This is a genomic window from Paenibacillus radicis (ex Xue et al. 2023) (genome assembly GCF_024722015.1).
Classification (GTDB): Bacteria; Bacillota; Bacilli; order Paenibacillales; family NBRC-103111; genus Paenibacillus_S.
The window spans coordinates 189912-208125 of sequence record NZ_JANQBD010000013.1 but is presented as its reverse complement, the minus strand read 5'-3'; the positions used below and the strand labels follow the sequence as shown (position 1 = coordinate 208125).

Genomic DNA, 18214 nt, shown 5'->3' with positions numbered 1-18214 from the left:
TTGTTAACCTCAAAAAAAGGCGCCCGGAGTTTGTTTAAACGAACCGGAGCGTCTTTTTAAATTTAACCGTTAAAAGTAGCTGTTCAGCAGCATTCCCTTTAAGGGAACTGGCAGGTAGGTTCGGATTGGGCTGTTGTCCCAGGCTTGAAGCCTGTAGTTGGTAAAAGCTTGGAACAATCCTTGATGCTTGTCAAGCAGCTGCTCGGAAGGCTGAGTGAGAAGCTGCTGTGCAGCATCTGTTAATGCACGGGCAAAGCCGTTCGGTCCACGAAGTTTAACCTGATACCGATTGAAGTCATAGGTCGCCTGTTCTTCTAAAGCATCGGTGTTGAGAGTTAGTGTGCCATCGCTATTTGGCTGAATACCAAGCTCCTTTAATGAAATACCGGCTAGCTTGCTCATCAGTGGATCGGCTGTACCATTTTTCAATGGCGGTATTCTATCGTGAATGGCAGTATGAAGTCCGTTATAACGGTCGACCAGCTCCTGCACCTCATGTTTGAGGGACACTATCCCTGATCCATTGGAAGGTTCAACAGGCTCGAATGGGCTTTCATTTATGTCTGCGAATGGGATGTCATGCTGCAGGACGCTTTCCTCTTGAGTCATGGCACGGCTGTCCATAGAAGCTGAGTGGGAGTCGGACATCAGCTTGTCACCCGTCTGCCTCAGTTGATGGGCTGCTGTTAGTACGCTTGATACGCTGCGTGCTGTAGAGAGCGCAAATCGAATATAACCGTTCCCTTCCTCGTAAGGAGTGGTGGTGCTTGGAGCCCTGGATGATAAAGATCCAGGTTGTTTGACGGCACGCTTCCAAGCATCTTCGGAAGCATACCAAAGCGCCTGGGTCCGATATGTACGTGATACTTGCGTCACATTAGTAAGCATATCCTCCACCTCACGTTCTTAAAAAAGAATACATTTTCCTTAATTATACAACAGTTAGTTAAATTCCGTAAATTGCTTCTTGACATAAAATATTAGTTTCCTGTATGATGACTAATTAACTCATTCAAAGGAGCTTTAAACATGGATTGGGTACAAATGTTGGTTATCATCCTTATAGTAGTTGTGTGCGTATTGTTTTTGGCTTTTGTAGGGAAAAAATATTTGAAGTAATAGCATAGCCTTCCCCGGCTTCATAGGATAGAGTACATCTTTATCCATGGAGGCGATTTCAATTGATTCGCAAGCGCATCCCTAAGCAAGATGATAAAGCAATTTGGAATTTGATTGTTTTGCTGCTCGTTCCCTTTGCACGCAAAACACAGCCGAATTTGCGTGTGGATATGGCAACAGTCCGGGCGAGGCTTCGTCGTTGCACTACGTTTATAGCCTTGAATGGGGGACGTTCACCATCCGGATTCATTTCTCTAAAGTTTGAGAAACATGCAATGTTCGTGGATATGCTGGCGGTCCATCCCCGTTCTCAAGGCAGAGGGCTTGGTTCCAGATTGCTGGAGCATGCGGAGCGTGTGGCTCTTCAGGCGGGATACAATGAAGTGTGTCTTTGGGTGGATGAAGCAAACCGGTCGGCTCAACAATTTTATTCCTCCAGGCATTATGAGGCGGCCCATTATGATTCCACAATAAAATGCTATTTAATGGTTAAGCGGCTGCATCAGCATCGTTTCCAATCTATGTAACCATTAGAGGGCTTATTGATCATCTATTCATCCAGGAGACAAGGCACTGATGCCATGTCTCCTTTTTCTTGCCTCTTTACATTTAAGGTGAGCTTAACCGCTTGGTCTCTCCACCTGTTCGTTGAAAATTTCGTCAAATAAATGCGAAGAGCAGTGCAACGAATGCCAAATCAAGCACAATTGCTCTACCGAAAGGATTTGGAGTGAAGGGGAAAGGGGAGAAAGAAACCCTTGCTTTTGCTTTATTTTTGTTGCGTTTGACGGATGATTTCTTTGTTGATCTGAATCTGTTTGTTTCAGCAGTAGCCTCGCCGTTAAGAGTAATCTGACCATTGTCCAGTTTGGTTAAAATACCCACAATCTCTCCGCCATCCTTCAATACTATAAGTACGGGTTTACCGTAATGCTCCCTGCATTTTTCCTCATTAATTGGGTGTATGTGCCTCATTTTCTCACCTCCAGCTTTTATACTTCCAGAGTATGCATCAGGAAACCGGGCGATTGGACAATTGCCTAGGAGACTGGAGCCTAATTATAAGAACATTTTATACAGAATAAGATTGAATCTAAGCACTAATTTCGCTATGCTTAAATTTGTTTGGTATAGTAGATGACAAGGATTTAAAAATACATAATGAAAGAATGATGAAAATAATGACCAATACCGTATTTTTGCTTTTCGGGGCAACAGGAGATTTGGCTCGCCGCAAGCTATACCCCGCGATTTACAGCTTATATCGTGAACGTAAGCTGGGAGACCGTTTTGCTGTAGTCGGATTAGCGCGGAGGTCACGCACGAACGAGCAGTTCCGGCAGGATGTTCTTGATTCCATCAAGGAATTTGCGCGATACAATGTAACGAAGGATGAGCAATGGGAATCGTTCGCTGAGCATTTCGAGTATATGTCGCTGGATATCAATGACGTTGAAGGCTTCAAGGAGCTGGGTAAGATAACCGAACGTTTGGATGCCAAGTTTGAAGTTGGAGGCAACCGTCTGTTCTACTTGGCGCTTGCACCTGAGCTGTTCGGCAATGTATCACACAATTTAAAAGAAGGCGGCTTACTGGAAACACAGGGTTGGGCGCGTCTTGTTATTGAGAAGCCTTTTGGCTACGACTTGCCATCGGCTGAAAAGTTGAACGCGGAAATTCGTCAAGTATTCGATGAAAAGGATGTTTACCGCATTGATCATTACTTAGGTAAAGAAATGGTGCAAAACATCAATGTGCTGCGATTTGCGAATGCTATTTTCGAGCCGCTGTGGAACAATAAGTTTATTTCCAACATTCAAATTACGCTTAGTGAAACTGTAGGTGTAGAGGATCGCGGCGGTTATTACGATCATTCCGGTGCGCTGCGCGACATGGGACAGAATCATATGCTGCAAATGCTGGCAATGATGGCTATGGAACCGCCGAGTCGTCTGTCTCCAGAGGATATCCGTGATGAGAAGGTAAAAGTATTCCGTTCGTTACGCGGCTTCCAGTCCAATGAAGAGGTGCGTGCCAATACGGTTCGAGGCCAATATGCGGCTGGAAACATGAAGGGCAAGCATGTTCCCGGTTATCGCCAAGAGGATAAAGTTAATCCGGAATCGTCGACAGAGACGTATTTCTCAGCTCGTGTATTTGTAGATAATTTCCGCTGGGCTGGAGTTCCTTTCTACATTCGGACGGGCAAAAGACTGCCTGTGAAAACGACGGAAGTTGTAGTCGAGTTTAAAAATGTACCGAACAATGTGTACCTTTCCAAAAAGCATAAGCTGGAGCCCAACCTGCTTGTATTCCGCGTTAACCCTATGGAAGGCATTTATTTCAAAATGAATGCCAAGCAGCCTGGTTCAGAAGGTACTATCGTACCTGTGGCGATGGATTTCTGCCAAAGCTGCCAGGTTGGCTTGAACACGCCAGAAGCTTATGAGCGTCTGCTGCATGATGCGGCCCGCGGAGACTCAACCTATTTCACGCGGTGGGATGAGGTAGCCTTGGCTTGGCAGTATGTGGATAAAATTGCGGCTGCTTGGCGTGAAAATTCGGATAATTTGCATCAATACCCAGCAGGTACTTGGGGACCTGAACAGAGCTATCAATTGCTTGAAGAGGATGGCTTCCGCTGGTGGCCGGTTAACGGGCAAGACGAGGGCGAAGTAGCTTGGGAGTTTATTCAACGTTAGCAGTTGAAGCCTGATGTGGCATCAGGCACTATTTCTTCAAGCTGGTACCGCTTAAGCTGCCACGGATAGAGGCTGCGGCGTCAAAGGTACTTTTGCCGGGGCACGAATAGTTAGGCTAGCGCAAAAAGATGCCGGCAGCGAAAACCTCCAATTCCACTTAGGTGGGGTTGGAGGTTTTTGTGCCGGGTTCGGCGAAATGTTTTTAAGCGTTGTGAACAGGAATGCTTGAAGGGACTTACCCGGGAGTAGCCGCGATCAGATTCAAGCTTTGAAAATAGCTGCGGTTGGACAAAATACGTTGGTCATTCGGTATATAGACAGCGGCCAGTTCGTTGTGCTCGTGGGCCAGACTGTTTAGACCCAGCTTGTTGTAACAGACACAGAGCTGGAGATGGGGGAGCCAGGACCAGCAGGCGTGATTCAATATAGCTTGAGTGTTCTGTGGTCTCACTAGTGCCGCTGCTGTCTTGTACCAGTATACAGCATCTTCATAATTAGCTTCTTCCATATGGTAATAGCCAAGCCGACAGCAGTTTTCTGCTCTGGGTAAAGTATGAGCAAAGGCTTGAAGCACCTTCGCTTTGGCCTCCAGTGTTCTTCCCAGACTATGCAGACAATCCCCCGCCTTACCGTAAGCGGAAATAACATCCTCAACCCAGCCGTCCCCACGTTCCAGAAACCGTTCGTATTGATATAAGGATCTCTCCCATAGTCCATGATCTAACAGCTCATTAGCATAGTAATATAAATCGCGTGAAGAAAAAGGCAAGCCCGCAGCTTCCTTGTTCTCGTAGATGTGAAGATTGCGAGAGGACTGAGTATGCTTACGATCATGGGTGATGGAAATTTCTGCATTATGGATATTTCCATAAACCTCCAGATACTCATGTACAACACCAATCCATTTGAAGTTGTTAGTCCTCTTTACCAACCGGTTTCTTCTAAGACTGGAGGTTACGTTTCCATGCTCATCGAATGCCAGGTTATAGATCATGGAAACAGCATCCGTATCAGAGGGAAGGTGGTTTTTTAACTGACGGAATTTATCCGCATCTTCTTCAAGCAAAATGTCATCGGCATCGAGCCATAAGATATATTCTTGTGTAGCTTGTTGAAAGGCAAAATTTCTTGCCGCGGAAAAATCATTAACCCATATAAAGTCGTGAATGTGATCCGTAAATTGGCTTGCTATTTCTTTGGTCCTGTCATTCGACCCGGTATCTACTATGATGATCTCGTCAACAATCCCCATCACGCTGGACAAGCAGCGCTCCAGTACCTGCTCCTCATTTTTTACGATCATGCACAAACTGATTGTAATAGGTTGTCTCCAATTGTATAACGCGGCAGAAAGGTCAAATCCCCATTTCTCCAAAGCTTTATCCCGATTGCTGGATAAGTGATTCATATATAATAGCGATTCTTTCGAATTTGGCGTCAGCTGGCGTTCATACCTTACATAGCAATCCTTGGCAACATGCAGTTCATAGCCATTTAACAAGGCACGATAGCATAGGTCATCATCTTCATAGCCTTCTTGCTCAAAACGCTCATCGAAGCCTTTAAGCTGATCGAAAGCGCTCTTGCGCATCATCAAAAATTGGCCAAGAAGCCGAGTCACTTGAAAGCTCTGTTCATTATGCACGGAAGCCAGGCCGTTGGCAAGATAGTTGAGATTTCCCCCATGTCCGTTACTAACAGGAATATTCTGCGCTCCACTGACTCCACTGCTTAGTGGTCCGACCATAGCCGCACGATCATGACGAAGCAGACAATTGCTTAACCGAGCAAGCCAGCCGTCTGTGACGTACATGAAATCACGCATAAAAACAATCAAGGGAGAGGAGGATGAGGCAGCACCCAGGTTATATCCAGCAGCTACGCTTTGTCCTTTTTTTCCAATTAATAGCCGAACGTTTTTATTTTGTTGAAGCCAGGCTGTTAATTCAGGCGTGTTTTCATCTGCAACGACAATCAGATTGCACGGTTCTACCGTAGAAAGTCTCAAATTGGACACACATTCTCTTAACTCCTGAATGTTATGGGTTAGTAATACGATATCCGTCGTCATATAGTCACGCTCCAGGTTATTAAATGGCCAGCTTTCCTATTAAAGGGTATTATGTCGTTAAAATAGATTGGAGCATAAGCTAAAGAAGTCAGTCTATGAGATTTTTAAGTAAGAAAATGAAAATTTAGTCGAAACTTGACTCTTTTAACATACTAATATGGTACTATTTTATCGAAGATTATGTAGTTTATGGAAATACAAGAGTTAGTCTATCATGAGAGTCAAGATTTTTAAAGAGCCTAAAGAAGAAGGAGGATAATGAAGTAGCTCTATTTATTGAGAATAAATAATTTATAAGATTATTGAACTTATGGAGGGTACTGTTAGATGAAAAACAAAATGAAAAAATTGTCGGTTGGTATAGCGCTTGTATCTGCCGTTATGCCAACAGCTCAAATCGTTTCTGCTGCAACAACGACATTCAAAGATGTTGATTCTGCGCCTTGGGCACAAAAGTATATGACGAAGCTGGCATTGATGGATATTATTGTCGGCGATAATGCAGGGTTGTTTAATCCGCAAAGCAATGTAACCCATCAGGAATCAGTTCTTATGGCTATTCGTTTAATGGGATTGGAAGGGGAAGTTGCCGGAGAAGCTTCCGCTAACCCTGCTTTGGGTGCGGATAGTTGGGCTAAACCGTTCGTATCGTTGGCATTGAAAAAAGGCTTGCTGAATGCATCAGAAGAAGCAAATGCAAGCAATGGTTCATGGGGGCAAGAGGCGGCATCTCGTGAATGGGCTACAAAATTAATTGTTCGTGCTATTGGACGTCAGGCGGATGCCGAAAAGCTCTCTGGCTCGGCGGTTTCTTTCAGTGATGCGAACGAAGTGAGCTCCTCGCTTCGCGGGTTCGTCAATGCAGCTGTAAGCTTGAAAATTGTTGAAGGTGTCGGAGAGAACCGGTTTAAACCGAAAGATCTGGTAACTCGGGCTCAGATGGCAGCCTTGTTCAGCAATGCTCTTCCTTATTTGCCAACAGTGAAATCTGGTGATGCTGCGGCATCTTCCAATGGGGTTACGAGTGGAGTTGTGTCTGATCTTACTGCCAATTCCTTAACCGTTGTTATTGCAGGAAAGGCTGAGAAATTCACACTCGCTCCGGAAATTCAATACTTTGATAAAAATTCAGCTCAGCAGCTGAGCTTCAGCGCTCTGGCCGTAGGTCAACTGGTATCCGTTGTACATAAAGAAGGCAAAGCCTATTTCATAGAATTGCCAGGAAGTTCTCAAGCGTCTGCCACACCATCAACTCCAACTCCAGCACCAATACAAGGAGCAACGGGTGCCATCGGACCTCAAGGCCCGCAAGGTACTGTAGGTCCTCAGGGAGCGCAGGGAGAAAAGGGGGAAAAAGGTGATAAAGGCGATAAAGGGGAACAAGGCTCTTCGGGTGTTCGTGGTGGTGCAGGGCCTCAAGGAGCAGATGGAGCACCAGGAGCACCAGGAGCACAAGGCATCCAAGGAGTAACCGGAGCGGCTGGAGCACAAGGAGTGACTGGAGCAACTGGAACACAAGGCATCCAAGGAGTAACAGGAGCAACTGGAGCGACCGGAGCAGCAGGGATAGCTGGCCCAACTGGAGCAACCGGGGCAGCAGGGATAGCTGGCCCAACTGGAGCAACCGGAGCAGCAGGGATAGCTGGCCCAACTGGTGCAACAGGGATAGCAGGCCCAGCTGGAGCAACCGGAGCAACAGGGATAGCTGGCCCAACTGGAGCAACCGGGGCAGCAGGGATAGTTGGCCCAGCTGGGGCAACAGGGATAGCAGGCCCAACTGGAGCAACCGGAGCAACCGGGGCAGCAGGGATAGCAGGCCCAACTGGTGCAACAGGGATAGCAGGCCCAGCTGGAGCAGCCGGAGCAACAGGGATAGCTGGCCCAACTGGAGCAACCGGGGCAGCAGGGATAGTTGGCCCAGCTGGAGCAACCGGGGCAACAGGGATAGCAGGCCCAACTGGAGCGATCGGAGCAACCGGAATAGCTGGCCCAACTGGAGCGATCGGAGCAACCGGAATAGCTGGCCCAACTGGAGCGATCGGAGCAACCGGAATAGCTGGCCCAACTGGAGCAATCGGAGCAACCGGAATAACTGGCCCAACTGGAGCAACTGGAGTAACAGGAGCAACTGGCCCGACTGGAGCAACTGGAGTAACAGGAGCACAAGGAGCAACGGGAGCACAAGGAGCAACGGGAGCAGCGGGACAAGCGGCTTCCACCGGAGGTAATTATGGTTTTGCATCCAATTCTACAGGGGCGACAATTCCGGTTATACTAGGCGGTACCAATGTACCTCTTCCAAACGATCAGGCTTTAGGCAATGGCGTTTCAGTGAATGGAGCTAATGACATATTTACTGTCACAACTTCTGGCATTTACTATATTAACTATAATATCAAGACTACAGGCTCATTATTGGTGAGAACAAGGTTATTGATAAACGGAGCGCCAAATACAGCCAGCGATTTATCTCCAGCTTCATCTCAAAGCCAGTATAATTCAGGATTTATTGTTAGATTATACGGAGGTGATATAATAACACTTCAAATGTACGGCATGCTTGGAGCGGCAATCCTAAATGGTTCTGGCGGAGCGCAGCTGGCAATCATCAAGCTTGATCAGTAAATCTATACGCTGTATGAGGATTAATGGAGAGACTTTCAAGAGGGGGCGATGACCAGCCTATGATTCGCAAATTTAAGAAAACAGCTGCTATAACATTGCCGATTTTGCTCGTTATGAGCAATGCGGCAGTAGTTCAGGCGGCTCTGGATACTCAGGACACAAGCGCGCCTTCGACACCGGCAAACCTGCGTCTGCAAACCTGGACGGATACAACAGCAACATTGAATTGGAACGCTTCCACGGATAATGTGGGAGTTACAGGTTATGAAATATTCAGCAATGGAAATCTGAATGCCACAACGGTTTCCAAAGCAGCATACAGTGTGTCCTATTCGGTCTACGGGCTGCTACCGGGGAGCAGCTACAGCTTCGCAGTGAGAGCCAAGGATGCAGCAGGGAACAAGTCGGGGCAGAGTAACGCAGTTAGTCTTACAATACCTTCTCAAGCAATCGTTCCTGTTATAGAAGCGCCTGTAACAACGGCTGTAGTAGTTCCTGATACTGCTGCTCCATTGCAAATATGGGAATCAATTTCAGTAGGGCAGAACCATTCGTTGTCGGTTGGAGCTGAAGGCACAGTATGGGCATGGGGCAATAACGATTCAGGACAGCTGGGAGACGGGACAAATAAGCAGCAGTTAGTACCCGTTCAAGTGAGGGGATTGTCAGTTGTTAGCGCCGTGTATGCGGGAGGATTACATAGTGTAGCCTTGCAAGCGGATGGCTCGGTGTGGAGCTGGGGGAACAACAGCTTTGGACAATTAGGGGTTGGGACAGTCAAGTCCTCCTCTAAGCCGGTACAAGCCCTTGAAGGGGTAAAAGCGATTGCGGCTGGAATGCTTCATACTATTGCATTAAAGAAGGATGGCACGGTATGGGCATGGGGCAATAATGATTACGGGCAGCTGGGAGACGGAACAACGGGAGTTCGCACGATACCTGCCAAGGTCAACGGATTAAATGACATTCGAGCGATCGCGACATCGAGTTTGTTCAATTTTGCGTTAAAAAATGATGGCACGGTGTGGGCATGGGGAGCTAATCAAGAGGGACAACTTGGAGATGGAACGCAGACGAACCGTCTAAGCCCCATTAAGGTTGCCGGATTGCCACAGGTGAAAGCTATCTCTGCAGGAGGGGCTCACGGCTTGGCGCTAGGCCAAGATGGTGCGGTATGGTCGTGGGGAGATAACAAGAAAGGCCAGCTTGGCAACAATGGATTGACAGTCAGCAGCTCCCCTGAACAAATTTCACAATTGAATGATGTTAGAGTAATAGCCGCCGGGGGGCTACACAGTGTGGTTATCCGAAACGACGGATCGATCTGGTCGTGGGGAAATAACCACTTCGGACAGCTGGGAGACGGAACGACAGCAGATCGTCTCGCTCCTGTTCAGGTGAGTACGGTAACAGAAGCCACCTATATTGCAGCAGGAGCCTATACAAGTGCTGCGAGAAATGTCAAGGGAACCGTATATTCATGGGGAGATAATGGGGCTGGCCAGCTTGGCAACGGCTTGACGAGTGCTTCTCGCATACCGGTTCAAGTATCCCGTATTAACGCAGAAGAGCAGGATCAGGCTGCGCCTTCGACTCCGGATAAGCTGAAGGTAGCAGGATATTCTACCACAAGGGTTCAGCTTCAATGGGGCGAATCTACGGATAACCGCGGTGTAGCCGGATATGATATTTACAGTGGAAGCATGCTTATTGGCAGCAGTCCGTCTGCAGAGTATGTCATTGATGGGTTAGTTCCAACCGCTGAGTACACTTTCACTGTAAAAGCAAAGGATGCTGCAGGCAATGTGTCTCCAGCAAGCTCGCCTGTGACTGTAACGATGCTTGAGGCGCAGGAAGTCCAATCTACCAAGTAATAGCTTCGAAGTTATTAAAGATCTGATTAACAGCTAAAAAGATGTTGGTGTGGAATTCAGTTCCTCATCAACATCTTTTTGTATTTTCGCCGATTCCATGCATCTTCAAAAAATAGACCATGTAAAAAAGATGCAGTCGAGGGCGTAACAGGATATAATAAAGAGAATGTGTCACAACCCGTTTCGACCATAAACAGAGAGCTATTAGCGTGGGGGGAATTTTTTATGTCCAGACGGGCTTTTATCCGATGGATGCTTGGTTTGATCGTTATGATTAGTGCAGCAACTACAGCTTTGGTAAAATTGCTTCAAAGATCCGTTGAATCTCAAAATGTAGTTAAAGCTAAATCCGATCCAGTGGCAGCTTTACCCAAGCAGGAACCTCCTGAGTCTAAAGCAACACCTGAGGATGACAAATCCCCGTTATTTTCGTTTATGCTGCTGAGTGATCTTCATATTTCAGTCTATGATCCGAATACAATCAAGCATATGAAGGAAGCGCTGGAGGATATAAAGAAGTTCGAATCCCCTATTGATGCGATTGTGTTGACAGGCGATTTAACGGACTATGGAGGAGATGACGGCTACGCTGAGCTCCAAAAGCTCTTGTCAGCCTACAAGCTGCCTCCCCTATATGCGAACATGGGCAATCATGATTATTATGATATTTGGATCGACAAGAAGGGAGCCTTTAACAAGGATACGGTTCCTAATGGAAAGACGGATTGGCAGGCTCGCGAACGCTTCCAGAAGTTTTTCAAAATGGATAAGACCTACCAAACCGCTGTGATCAAAGGGTTTCCGCTCATCGTGATGTCTCAGGAAGCATATGTGCAGGAAAAGCCGGAGGTTGGGGAAGGCGCTTGGTATTCGGATGAGCAGATGGATTGGTTCAAGGAGCAGCTTGCTAAATATAACGGTAAACCGATGTTTGTTATGACCCATCAGCCACTGCCTCCTATTGGTTCGGATGGCGGCAGCCATCAGTTGATCCGGGCGAAGCAGTTCCGTGAGCTGTTGAAATTTTATAAAAATGTGTTTGTCTTCTGCGGTCACAGGCATCAGGATTTTCAAAATGGTACAGAGCATTATGTGAAAGAAACATTCCATTACTTCCATAATTCATCCGTTGGACGGGTGCTTGGCCGTAATTTTCAGAATGATGCTACCAAGGATAAATCGCAAGGCTTGTACGTTCAAGTATTCAAGGATCATGTATTGGTGCGGGGACGCGAATTCAGCAATCGCAGTTGGTTAAAGGAAGCGGATTGGAATATTAAGCTAACTTATTGACGAGGAAGGAAATTCAATCAAATGAGCATGGATACACCACAAAAAATGCAAGAAGAGGTACTTAAACGCCGTACCTTCGCAATTATTTCCCACCCCGATGCGGGGAAAACAACATTAACTGAGAAGCTGCTGCTGTTTGGAGGCGCTATTCGCCTTGCAGGAACGGTTAAAGGCCGGAAAGCGAGCAAGCACGCGACATCCGACTGGATGGAAATTGAGAAGCAGAGAGGGATCTCGGTAACGTCAAGCGTTATGCAGTTTGATTACGAGGGCCATCGGGTAAATATTCTGGATACCCCTGGTCACCAGGACTTCTCAGAAGATACCTATCGGACCTTAACCGCTGCGGACAGCGCGGTGATGCTGATCGATTCCGCCAAAGGGGTCGAGGCGCAGACCAAGAAGCTGTTCCAGGTATGCCGTAGAAGGGGAATTCCGATTTTTACGTTCATTAACAAGCTCGACCGTGAAGGCCAGAATCCGTTTGATTTGCTGGAGGAGTTGGAGCAAGTATTAGGCATTCGTTCCTATCCAATGAACTGGCCGATCGGCTCAGGCAAGCAATTCCGTGGTGTGTATGACCGGGCGCAGACACAAGTGGAGCTGTTCCAGGGCGATGATCATAAGGAAATTCAAGTGCAAAAGGTAACCGGCTACGAGGATGATATTGTTAAAGGAATTGCAGGCGAATTTTTCTACGATCAGCTGGTGCAGGATTTGGAGCTTCTCGATGTAGCGGGAGATGAGTTTGATTTTGAAAAGGTGCGCTCAGGTGAGCTGACACCTGTATTTTTTGGCAGTGCGATCAATAATTTCGGCGTGCAGACGTTTCTTGAGAATTTCCTGAAGCTGGCACCGACACCTACACCGCGGCGGAGCAACGAGGGCCAAATAGACCCTCTTAACGAGAAATTTTCGGGTTATATCTTTAAGATTCAAGCCAACATGAATCCTGCTCATCGTGACCGGATCGCGTTTCTGCGTATTTGCTCAGGTAAATTCGAGCGTGGAATGTCCGTTAAGCACGTGCGCGTAGGTAAGGATATTAAGCTGGCTCAGCCTCAACAATTCCTTGCACAAGACCGTGACATCGTTGAGGAGGCCTATCCGGGCGATATCATCGGATTGTTTGATCCAGGTATATTTAGGCTTGGTGATTCATTATCTCAAGGCGGCAATGTGCAGTTCGATGAGCTGCCGACCTTTTCACCGGAGCTGTTCTCGAAAGTTACTGTGAAAAATGCGCTTAGGCATAAGCAGTTTCAAAAGGGCGTCGATCAGCTGACGGAGGAAGGCACCATTCAAGTGTTCAAAACGATTGGCTTTGAGGATATGATTCTCGGTGTCGTCGGCCAGCTTCAGTTTGAAGTATTTGAATACCGGATGAAGGGTGAATACGGAGTGGATGTAATGCTGCAGCGGACTAACTTCCAGTTTGCCCGTTGGCTGGTGGACGATAAAGATAAAATTGATCCAAGTAAATTCCGTATTAATTCCCAGCTTGTGAAGGATAAGGATGACAACTATGTAGTGTTATTCGAAAGCGAGTACGCAATGCGTTCAGCGATGGAGAAAAATCCGACCGCGAAATTTCTGGAGAACGCGCCCTGAGTTATTTTGTGCTTGAGTAACTTCAAATGAAGTTAGTTGGGCTTAAGAAAAAAAAGCAAGGCTTACGAAGCAGTTTCGCTATAACGAAACTCTTAGGAGGATAAAACCATGGATGTTCGGCATATTGCAATAACAGCGGGCTTCACGGTGCTGATCGCTTTTATGCTCTACCGAAGGTTTAAGCGTTCGGTTGGTTTCCAAAAGCTGACCCGATCCCGCCTGATCTTCCGGTCTGTAATGTTTGGAGTGCTGGGCTGCGTATTCCTTTATATGGGGATGCTGCATCCTATCAATTTTGTCGCGGACGTGGTTGGGATGGCTGGCGGCTTGGTGCTGAGCTACTATGCGGTCAAGCATCTGCGTTTCGAGAAAAGGCAGGACGGCTGGTATTATTGCACCCATATCGGAATAGAGGTTGCTGTGCTCGTATTATTTATGAGCCGGATTGGATACAGATTGATCGGGATGTATCTGCAAGACCCGGCGGCGCAGGCTGCCGCGGCTAATTCTATGCAGGATTTTACGAAAGATCCGTTGACGGTAGGCATTTTCTTTGTTCTGATTGCTTACTACATGCGGTATTTTATTCACTTGCTTCGAAAGGAAAAACAGCTCGACCTGAATACAAAATCAGCTTAAGTAAAGAGTCGGTTCTAATTCGCAGAGATTTGCGATTAGGCCGATTTTTTTGTTTTTTTGCCATACGGACCTGCCCTTTAATTTGGGCATTAGCCTCTGACAAGGAGCATTTGTACCGCATACAATAAGATGTTTAGATTTTGGCGGAATCAGGTAATTAGAGAAAGGTGGACATTATGCGCACAATCAAGGGCAAAGTCTTTATCAAGAGCAAGGACAAGGTTAAAGTGAAGGTCTCAGGTAAAGCTCCAGGTAGTGGGATCGGCAAAGCTCAAGGCTATGTCATAAGCAAATGGAAGAAAACAAAAGTGTTATTAAAGAAACCCGAGATGAGAATGTATATTCCAGATACAATGAAATTATCAAGGGCATCGCTCCGTGAGCTGCTGGGAAAATATAAAATGGTTTACATTAAGCCGGATAAAGGGACCTATGGGAATGGAGTTATGAAAGTGGAAATGACTTCAATAGGTTCGGAGGGAGATGGGGAGAGCTTCCGCTATCAGAATGGTCTGGATGTCAGGAGCTTTACAAATTTTGAGGATCTGTATAATTCCATTCTTAAACGTACGAAAAATAGACTTTACTTAGTGCAAAAAGGTATCAATCTGACAAAATACCGCAATCGACGTTTTGATATCCGTGTTATGGTACAGCAAACGCCGCAAAAAAAATGGGAGACTACCGGCGTAATCGGCCGTGTGGGTGATCCCAGAAAAGTGGTCACGAACGTTCACAACGGAGGAAAGCTCAAGCCAATAGAGACATTATTGTCGCCCTATCTAACCGGAAATGAGAAGCGTAAATACATTGCTCGTCTTAATGCACTTGGCTTGAAAACAGCTCATCAGCTGCATTCCAGATTTCGTCGACTTAAAGAAATAGGCTTGGATGTTGCGCTGGATGAACGCCTGCATCCGTGGGTGCTGGAGGTCAACACATGTCCGGATCCGTATATATTTTGCAAGCTGAAGGATAAGAGGATTTTTAGAAAAATTCATCGTTACGCCAAAGCTTATGGCAGATTTTGAGTGACACGGTCAGATACGCGGATTATTGGCTGGCCCTTGACGGCTGGCCTTCCGAATTGTAAATGAAGGGATGAGAAACGAAAAAGCAGTAAGAAGAGCATTGACAACATACATACTCCATGAGAAAATGAACGCGTGTACATAAATCATAAATTTTCAAATTTTATCCTATAAAGGGGGGACATCCTTATTGTAACCAGAAAGGAAGTTGCTGAGTTAGCGGGAGTATCCGAAGCTACTGTTTCGAGGGTATTCAACGGCATAGGTCCGATGAAAGAAGAAACGAAGCAGCGGGTACTGGAAGCAGCGAAGACCCTAAACTATCATCCCAATGCGATTGCTCAGAGCTTTGCCCGCCGCAGAAGCGGTAACTTGGGCGTTGTGCTTCCTTATGTTCCAAAGGTTCATCTGTTTTCAACCTACTATTTCTCAGAGGTATTAAGCGGAATAGGTGCAAAAGTAAAGGAAATGGGCTACGATCTGCTCTTGATGTTCCGTTCGCAAGATGAAGATAGCGATTACAATGATGTTTTTCGTTCGCAAAAGGTAGACGCATGCATTATTCTGGGCGCTGCCGATACGACACGTGAGAGGCTGCAGCTAAAGAAGCTGGAGGAGGGCGGGCATCCGTTCTGTTTGGTCAACCAGCACTTCTCAGGCGAGCGGTTCAATGAGGTGGATGCGGACCATACAGCAGGCAGCTACCGTGCTGTGAGGCATTTGCTGGAAAAGGGATACAGCCGAATAGCTTTCTTAAACGGCTCTTCGCAGTTTTCCAACAGCGGGGATCGTCGGCAAGGATATATCCAAGCTATGCGGGAATCAGGGATGGAGCCGGAGAAGCTGGCGCATTTGTACTATGAAGGCAATTATAGCCGCACAAGCGGATATCGTGCGGCTGCTGCAATATATGAGCGTCGTCAGGAGATCGACGCTGTGTTCGCTGCGAACGATCGGATGGCGATCGGGCTGATGCAAGGGCTGCGCGAGCTGGGCTGGGAAGCCGGCCGCGATGTGGCTGTAATTGGCTGCGATAATTCCGACGCAGCCCGAGTAACGGATCCACCGCTGACGAGTGTAGCGGTGCCGTTCTATGAGATGGGCAGCCTGGCGGCACAGCGGCTGCTGGAGCAGGTGAACGGTGAGCCAGGGGGATTTCAGCTCAAGCTGGAAACCGAGCTCATCATCAGGCAGTCCTGCCATAAATCATAGAGAAGGAAATCTATCCAGGAGTCCTTTCGACGATATAATCTACGTGAATACAAATTCATGGGTACTTTTGTCGAACAGACTCCTGCCACAATATGATAGGAGGAGAATTGGGATGAAGCAGATCAATGTTGGAATGGTTGGTTATAAGTTTATGGGCAAGGCTCATAGTCATGCTTACCGTGATTTACATATGTTTTTCCCGAAGTCATCGCGTCCTGTGATGAAGCTGATATGCGGCCGCGATGAAGCGGGTGTGGCCCAGGCGGCCGAGCAATTCGGCTGGGAAGGGTACGTAACCGATTGGCGCGAGCTGCTGAAGCGGGATGATATCGATCTGATCGATATCAACGCTCCAAGCGATGCGCACAAGGAGATTGCCTTAGCCGCGGCCAAGGCTGGCAAGCATCTATTCTGCGAGAAGCCGCTTGCGCTGACGCTTCCCGATTCGAGGGAGATGCTGAGAGCTGCCGAGGAAGCGGGCGTCAAGCATATGGTAGGGTTCAATTACCGGTTTGCACCTGCGGTTCAACTCGCGAAGAAGCTGATTGACGAAGGTCGCCTCGGTCAAATCTATCATTTCCGTGCATGGTTTTTGCAGGATTGGATCGTAGATCCGGACTTCCCTCTTGTATGGAGGCTGCAAAAGGAGATTGCTGGCTCAGGCTCACATGGCGATCTGGGCGCACATTTGATCGACTTGTCGCATTATTTGATCGGCGGTATGACGGAGGTTATCGGAATGAGTGAGACGTTCATCAAGGAACGTCCATTGCCGACCTCGATGACAGGACTCAGCGCCAAGGGCAGTAAGGATGCGCCCAAAGGGGCTGTAACCGTCGATGATGCGACTTTGTTTATGAGCCGTTTTGAGAACGGCGCGTTGGGCAGCTTTGAAGCGACTCGTTTCGCTCCGGGGCATCGCTGCACGAACTCTTTTGAAATTAATGGCAGTAAAGGCAGTGTGAAGTTCGACTTCGAACGGATGAACGAGCTTCAGGTATATTTTACGGACGATGCAGAGGATGTACAAGGCTTCCGTCGGGTGCTGGCAACTGATCCGGCTCATGCTTATATGGATGCTTGGTGGCCGGCTGGTCATACGATAGGATACGAGCACACTTTTGTCCATGAAGTTGTTGAATTGATGCAAGCTTTGGAGGAAGACCGCCAGCCTGTCCCTAATTTTGTAGATGGTGTTAAGTGTCAGGAAGTATTGGAAGCTGTCGATCGCTCGATTGCGGAGCGCCGTTGGGTCAAAATAGACGAAGTATAAAGGAGCGTGCAGCATGAAAAAAGCATTGATCGTACAAGGTGGATGGCAGGGCCATGAGCCGAAGGAAGTATCGGAAATTTTTCATCGTATTCTGGTGAGTGAAGGCTTTGAAGTAGAGGTATCCGATACATTGGAATCGTTTGCAGATGCAGATAAGCTGTTGGGGCTTGATCTGATTGTACCTTCATGGACGATGGGTGAAATCGATAAGCAGTGGGCTAAGAATGTAACCGCTGCCGTGCAGAGCGGAGTCGGAATTGCGGGTCTCCATGGAGGCATGTGTGATTCCTTCCGCAATAATGTTGATTGGCAGTTCATGACTGGGGGCCAATGGGTGGCGCATCCTGGCAATGACGGAGTTGAATATGTGGTAAATATTAAACAGTCTTCAAGTACAATTCTGGCGGGAATTGAGGATTTTACAGTAAAAAGCGAGCAGTATTACTTACATATCGATCCGGCGGTGGAAGTGCTGGCTACAACCCGTTTTCCTGTCGTAGAAGGACCTCATTCAACAAATGGTGCCGTCGATATGCCGGTTGTATGGACGAAGCGCTGGGGTGCTGGACGCGTCTATTACTGCTCCCTTGGACATAAAGCTAACATTGTTGAAATGCCGGAGGTTACGTTAATGATGCGGCGCGGCTTTTTGTGGGCAGCGGAAGGCAAGACAGCTTCCAATGGCGTTGTTAGAGATATTAAATATTCAGGCATGGGTGACAGCAACTAACTTAAGCTTATAAGCTGGTTTGAATCTGCAGGAA

14 protein-coding genes are annotated in these 18214 nt (G+C 47.3%); 11 read left to right on the top strand and 3 right to left on the bottom strand.

Features of this window, described 5'->3' with window-relative positions; translation table 11 throughout:
• Positions 1–69 precede the first annotated feature (69 nt).
• Positions 70–888: a hypothetical protein gene (locus NV381_RS18705; protein ID WP_258214803.1), complete on the bottom strand. Its 819-nt coding sequence runs from the start codon at positions 886–888 to the stop codon at positions 70–72.
• 293 nt (positions 889–1181) lie between these two features.
• Between NV381_RS18705 and NV381_RS18700 the strand changes: the two genes are divergently transcribed.
• Positions 1182–1646 carry a GNAT family N-acetyltransferase gene (locus tag NV381_RS18700; protein WP_258214802.1) on the top strand — a complete coding sequence of 155 codons (465 nt, stop codon included), beginning with the start codon at positions 1182–1184 and terminating at the stop codon, positions 1644–1646.
• Positions 1647–1779: 133 nt separating this feature from the next.
• On the opposite strand, the gene NV381_RS18695 is transcribed toward NV381_RS18700, so the two are convergent.
• Complete coding sequence (locus tag NV381_RS18695; RefSeq protein ID WP_258214801.1) at positions 1780–2094, bottom strand: hypothetical protein; 315 nt, start codon at positions 2092–2094, stop codon at positions 1780–1782.
• Positions 2095–2300: 206 nt separating this feature from the next.
• Between NV381_RS18695 and zwf the strand changes: the two genes are divergently transcribed.
• A complete protein-coding gene (zwf, locus tag NV381_RS18690) occupies positions 2301–3821 on the top strand; it encodes a glucose-6-phosphate dehydrogenase (RefSeq protein WP_258214800.1) in 1521 nt (506 codons plus the stop codon).
• A gap of 235 nt (positions 3822–4056) precedes the next feature.
• Here the strand turns inward: zwf and NV381_RS38240 are convergent, their stop codons facing one another.
• Complete coding sequence (locus NV381_RS38240; protein WP_308862025.1) at positions 4057–5892, bottom strand: glycosyltransferase; 1836 nt, start codon at positions 5890–5892, stop codon at positions 4057–4059.
• Positions 5893–6219: 327 nt separating this feature from the next.
• On the opposite strand from NV381_RS38240, the gene NV381_RS38235 reads away from it, so the two are divergent.
• The 9 genes from NV381_RS38235 (at position 6220) to NV381_RS18620 (ending at position 18180) form a co-directional block, all read left to right on the top strand.
• On the top strand, positions 6220–8517 hold the full coding sequence (locus NV381_RS38235) for a BclA C-terminal domain-containing protein (RefSeq protein ID WP_308862023.1): 2298 nt from the start codon (positions 6220–6222) through the stop codon (positions 8515–8517).
• Between the two features lie 59 nt (positions 8518–8576).
• Positions 8577–10391 (top strand): fibronectin type III domain-containing protein, encoded by a 1815-nt coding sequence (locus NV381_RS18655; RefSeq protein WP_258214799.1) that lies wholly within the window; start codon positions 8577–8579, stop codon positions 10389–10391.
• 225 nt (positions 10392–10616) lie between these two features.
• Entirely contained in the window at positions 10617–11684 is a 1068-nt protein-coding gene (locus tag NV381_RS18650; RefSeq protein ID WP_258214798.1) for a metallophosphoesterase family protein, read from the top strand.
• Between the two features lie 27 nt (positions 11685–11711).
• Positions 11712–13295, top strand: a complete 1584-nt coding sequence (locus tag NV381_RS18645) for a peptide chain release factor 3 (RefSeq protein ID WP_258214841.1) — start codon at positions 11712–11714, stop codon at positions 13293–13295.
• Between the two features lie 108 nt (positions 13296–13403).
• Positions 13404–13934 (top strand): hypothetical protein, encoded by a 531-nt coding sequence (locus NV381_RS18640; RefSeq protein WP_258214797.1) that lies wholly within the window; start codon positions 13404–13406, stop codon positions 13932–13934.
• 176 nt (positions 13935–14110) lie between these two features.
• The gene (locus tag NV381_RS18635) at positions 14111–14965 is read left to right on the top strand and encodes a YheC/YheD family protein (RefSeq protein WP_258214796.1); all 855 of its coding nucleotides are present in this window, start codon (positions 14111–14113) and stop codon (positions 14963–14965) included.
• Positions 14966–15148: 183 nt separating this feature from the next.
• On the top strand, positions 15149–16177 hold the full coding sequence (locus NV381_RS18630; RefSeq protein ID WP_258214840.1) for a LacI family DNA-binding transcriptional regulator: 1029 nt from the start codon (positions 15149–15151) through the stop codon (positions 16175–16177).
• Between the two features lie 112 nt (positions 16178–16289).
• On the top strand, positions 16290–17450 hold the full coding sequence (locus NV381_RS18625; protein WP_258214795.1) for a Gfo/Idh/MocA family protein: 1161 nt from the start codon (positions 16290–16292) through the stop codon (positions 17448–17450).
• A gap of 13 nt (positions 17451–17463) precedes the next feature.
• Positions 17464–18180 carry a ThuA domain-containing protein gene (locus tag NV381_RS18620; RefSeq protein WP_258214794.1) on the top strand — a complete coding sequence of 239 codons (717 nt, stop codon included), beginning with the start codon at positions 17464–17466 and terminating at the stop codon, positions 18178–18180.
• The last annotated feature ends 34 nt before the right edge of the window (positions 18181–18214 follow it).

Bases quoted from the DNA above. Each gene is read 5' to 3' on its own strand.
- NV381_RS18655 (WP_258214799.1), top strand. From the start codon at position 8,577: ATGATTCGCAAATTTAAGAAAACAGCTGCTATAACATTGCCGATTTTG.
- NV381_RS38240 (WP_308862025.1), bottom strand. From the start codon at position 5,892: ATGACGACGGATATCGTATTACTAACCCATAACATTCAGGAGTTAAGA.
- NV381_RS18650 (WP_258214798.1), top strand. From the start codon at position 10,617: ATGTCCAGACGGGCTTTTATCCGATGGATGCTTGGTTTGATCGTTATG.
- NV381_RS18625 (WP_258214795.1), top strand. From the start codon at position 16,290: ATGAAGCAGATCAATGTTGGAATGGTTGGTTATAAGTTTATGGGCAAG.
- NV381_RS18645 (WP_258214841.1), top strand. From the start codon at position 11,712: ATGGATACACCACAAAAAATGCAAGAAGAGGTACTTAAACGCCGTACC.
- zwf (WP_258214800.1), top strand. From the start codon at position 2,301: ATGACCAATACCGTATTTTTGCTTTTCGGGGCAACAGGAGATTTGGCT.
- NV381_RS18620 (WP_258214794.1), top strand. From the start codon at position 17,464: ATGAAAAAAGCATTGATCGTACAAGGTGGATGGCAGGGCCATGAGCCG.
- NV381_RS18695 (WP_258214801.1), bottom strand. From the start codon at position 2,094: ATGAGGCACATACACCCAATTAATGAGGAAAAATGCAGGGAGCATTAC.
- NV381_RS18640 (WP_258214797.1), top strand. From the start codon at position 13,404: ATGGATGTTCGGCATATTGCAATAACAGCGGGCTTCACGGTGCTGATC.
- NV381_RS18705 (WP_258214803.1), bottom strand. From the start codon at position 888: ATGCTTACTAATGTGACGCAAGTATCACGTACATATCGGACCCAGGCG.
- NV381_RS38235 (WP_308862023.1), top strand. From the start codon at position 6,220: ATGAAAAACAAAATGAAAAAATTGTCGGTTGGTATAGCGCTTGTATCT.
- NV381_RS18635 (WP_258214796.1), top strand. From the start codon at position 14,111: ATGCGCACAATCAAGGGCAAAGTCTTTATCAAGAGCAAGGACAAGGTT.